Here is a 3,335-nt window from a genome sequence, read left to right as displayed (position 1 = left end):
ATTACCTGGACGAGTTTTGTTACAAGCTCAACAGAAGATACTTCGGTCAAAAACTCTTTGACAGACTCATCATTGCTTCGATTTAATCATACTGGCAAGATTGCGGATATACATATAAATTTTTGCCAGGAATTTATGAGCAAAATGGTAAAAACAAAAAATGGCGAAACAATCCGGAATCAGCATCAAATTCAGCTTTGCTTTTTGATTCGGTCAACCAACTGTATGTACGTAATGTTGTAGTAAAAACAGAGGAGACACAACCTGAAATTACCGATATCCGCAAAAGACAAGGATTAAATAAAAGGACTCATCTGATTCTCATTTATGATTTGGATTGGAAGTTAAAGGCCGAATTAGAGATTTCATACGATGTTGGTCAAACAGGCGGGCAAATGATCTCTTCCAATGGGTGGATCTTGATTTCGAAACCCGAGCAAAAGTCAGAAGACGAATACGAGTTTTATAAGATTGACTTGAGTCGGTTCGGGGATTAACTGATTAGAGGATAACTAGATCCCCATCACTTTGCGTCCCTTAGTGCACTTCGCTGTTAAAATAAAAAACGGCTGAATTGCTCCAGCCGCCCTTAAATCGTAAATCCTATATCTTAAATCGTAAATTTTAAGTCAACATCGCGCCATCCACCTGAAGGACCTGACCAGAAATGTAGCTACTCATATCTGAACCTAGGAATACGCAAGCATTGGCTACTTCTTCAGGTTGTCCACCTCGCTTCATCGGGATACCATCTCTCCAGCCTTGAACTGTTTTTTCGTCCAACACTCCAGTCATTTCTGTTTCAATAAACCCAGGAGCAACGGCATTAGACCGGATATTTCTTGATCCAAGTTCCAAGGCTACTGATTTCGTAAATCCGATAATTCCTGCTTTGGAAGCTGCATAATTTGCCTGACCGGCGTTACCTTTTATTCCGACTACCGAGGTGATATTTATAATGGATCCGGCTTTCGCTTTCATCATGGTACGCGTAGCAGCTTTTACCGTGTTGAAGCAGGATTTTAGATTGATTCCGATTACCTCATCCCAAGCTTCCTCAGTCATTCGCATCAAGAGATTGTCACGAGTGATCCCCGCATTGTTGATCAAAATATCCAGCCCGCCAAATTCAGCAACCACTGCGTTTACAAGCTCCTCAGCTGCTTTGAAATCAGATGCATCCGAGCGATAGCCTTTTGCTTTTATGCCAAAAGCAGCCAATTCCGCTTCAAGCGCCTGGCCTTTTTCTACACTGGATAAAAAAGTGAAGGCAACATTGGCGCCTTCTTCTGCATATCGGATTGCAATTGCTCGGCCGATGCCTTTTGATGCGCCAGTAATTAACGCTGTCTTTCCGGAAAGTAAACCCATTCGATTTTATTTTTTGTTTGCCCCAAAATTAGGAAAAAACCCAAAGTTTCCGATTTCAAATTGGATCCGATTCGCAAAAGTGATTATTTGATCCTAAAAATCTTGTGACAGTGTGATTTTGGAAATAATATTTGACAATTGATTTGATCTGAAGAATTATCGTTGGTAAGTGCTTTAAGAATGTGCTAAAAATCATTTGAATCACATTTTTCTTGGTCGGAACCAAATTTTTTTCTGAATCCAAAAGGCCTATTTTTGCATAGTTTCAATCAGTTATCAAATAAGATTTTAAGATATGTCTTCGACAAAATATGACTTGATCGTGTTGGGCAGTGGTCCAGGAGGTTATGTAGCTGCTATTCGTGCATCGCAACTCGGTCTCAAAACTGCAATAGTAGAAGCAGAAGAATTGGGTGGTATTTGCCTCAATTGGGGCTGTATTCCTACCAAAGCACTTTTGAAAAGCGCTCAGGTTTTTGAATACATCCAACATGCCGCTGATTACGGGATTTCAGTAAAAGAAGCGAATGCGGATTTCGAAGGTATGGTTAAGCGTAGCCGTGGAGTAGCTGATGGCATGAGCAAGGGCGTTACTTTTTTGATGAAGAAAAATAAAATCGATGTGATTGCTGGTTGGGGTAAAATCCAAGCTGGTAAGAAAATCGAAGTAGCCGATAAAGATGGTAAGAAAACTGTCTATGCTGCTGACAATATCATCATTGCTACGGGAGCTCGAGCTCGGCAATTGCCTTCAATGAAGATTGATGATAAAAAAATTATCGGTTATAGAAAGGCAATGACCCTAGAGAAGCAACCAAAGAAAATGGTGGTGGTAGGTTCAGGAGCGATCGGAGTGGAGTTTGCTTATTTCTACAACTCTATCGGTACAGAAGTGACGATCGTGGAATATATGGATCGGATCGTTCCAGTAGAAGATGTAGAGGTTTCCAAAGCTCTGGAGAAAATCTACAAGAAGTCCGGCATGACAATTATGACCTCGTCAGAGGTAACTGCAGTTGATACGAAAGGCACAGGTTGCAAAGTGACTGTAAAAACTGCCAAAGGCGAAGAAACTTTGGAGTGTGATATTGTACTTTCCGCAGCAGGTGTAGTTTCCAATTTGGAAAATTGTGGATTAGAGGACGTAGGAATCCTTATCGAAAAAGGTAAAATCAAAGTAGACGAATATTACAAAACGAATATGCCTGGCTATTATGCCATCGGTGATGTGGTTCCAGGACCAGCTTTAGCTCACGTTGCTTCTGCTGAGGGAATTATTTGCGTGGAGAAAATCGCAGGACTACATACAGAGCCATTGGATTACGGTAATATCCCAGGTTGTACCTATTGCTCTCCAGAAATTGCTTCTGTCGGAATGACGGAAGCGAAAGCTAAAGAAGCAGGCTATGAGGTGAGAATTGGTAAGTTTCCTTTCTCTGCTTCTGGAAAAGCTTCAGCAGCGGGTGCAAAAGATGGATTTGTGAAATTAGTATTTGACAAGAAATACGGTGAGCTTTTAGGAGCGCACATGATCGGAGCAAACGTAACTGAAATGATTGCAGAGATCGTGGCTGTGAGAAAACTAGAAACCACTGGTCATGAATTGATCAAGACAGTCCATCCTCACCCGACGATGTCTGAAGCCATTATGGAAGCTGCAGCTGCTGCGTATGATGAGGTGATTCACTTATAAACTTCAATCAAGAAAATATAAGCCCGGTAAGCGATGATCGGGCTTTTTTTATGTCCAACGGCAGCTTAAAAAATCTATAAAAATAGTTTATATGTAACTTAAGCAAGTTTTATTAAAAAAATAGGGAGAAATATTTTCATAGTTCTTTTTTTTTTTTATGTATATCCGCAAAGATGCCAGTAGCCAAATAAGTTAGAAGTGACAGCCAGTGACAATCGCTTTCTTGCGATCTTAACGGGTACTAAATTAGGTCAAAATAAACGGTTTTGAC

At 40.6% G+C, this 3,335-nt stretch carries 3 protein-coding genes; 2 read left to right on the top strand and 1 reads right to left on the bottom strand.

The genetic code is table 11. The features are described 5' to 3' along the window. Window positions 1-122 precede the first annotated feature (122 nt). The gene (locus P8O16_RS01660) at window positions 123-497 is read left to right on the top strand and encodes a hypothetical protein (protein ID WP_300310196.1); all 375 of its coding nucleotides are present in this window, start codon (window positions 123-125) and stop codon (window positions 495-497) included. Between the two features lie 127 nt (window positions 498-624). On the opposite strand, the gene fabG is transcribed toward P8O16_RS01660, so the two are convergent. Continuing rightward, the gene (gene fabG / locus P8O16_RS01655) at window positions 625-1,371 is read right to left on the bottom strand and encodes a 3-oxoacyl-[acyl-carrier-protein] reductase (RefSeq protein WP_300310194.1); all 747 of its coding nucleotides are present in this window, start codon (window positions 1,369-1,371) and stop codon (window positions 625-627) included. A gap of 295 nt (window positions 1,372-1,666) precedes the next feature. Between fabG and lpdA the strand changes: the two genes are divergently transcribed. After that, window positions 1,667-3,064: a dihydrolipoyl dehydrogenase gene (lpdA, locus tag P8O16_RS01650; protein WP_300310192.1), complete on the top strand. Its 1,398-nt coding sequence runs from the start codon at window positions 1,667-1,669 to the stop codon at window positions 3,062-3,064. Window positions 3,065-3,335 lie beyond the last annotated feature (271 nt).

It is taken from the genome of Algoriphagus sp. (assembly GCF_029254265.1).
In the GTDB taxonomy this organism is placed as follows: Bacteria; Bacteroidota; Bacteroidia; order Cytophagales; family Cyclobacteriaceae; genus Algoriphagus.
This window is presented reverse-complemented; position numbering and strand designations above follow the sequence as displayed.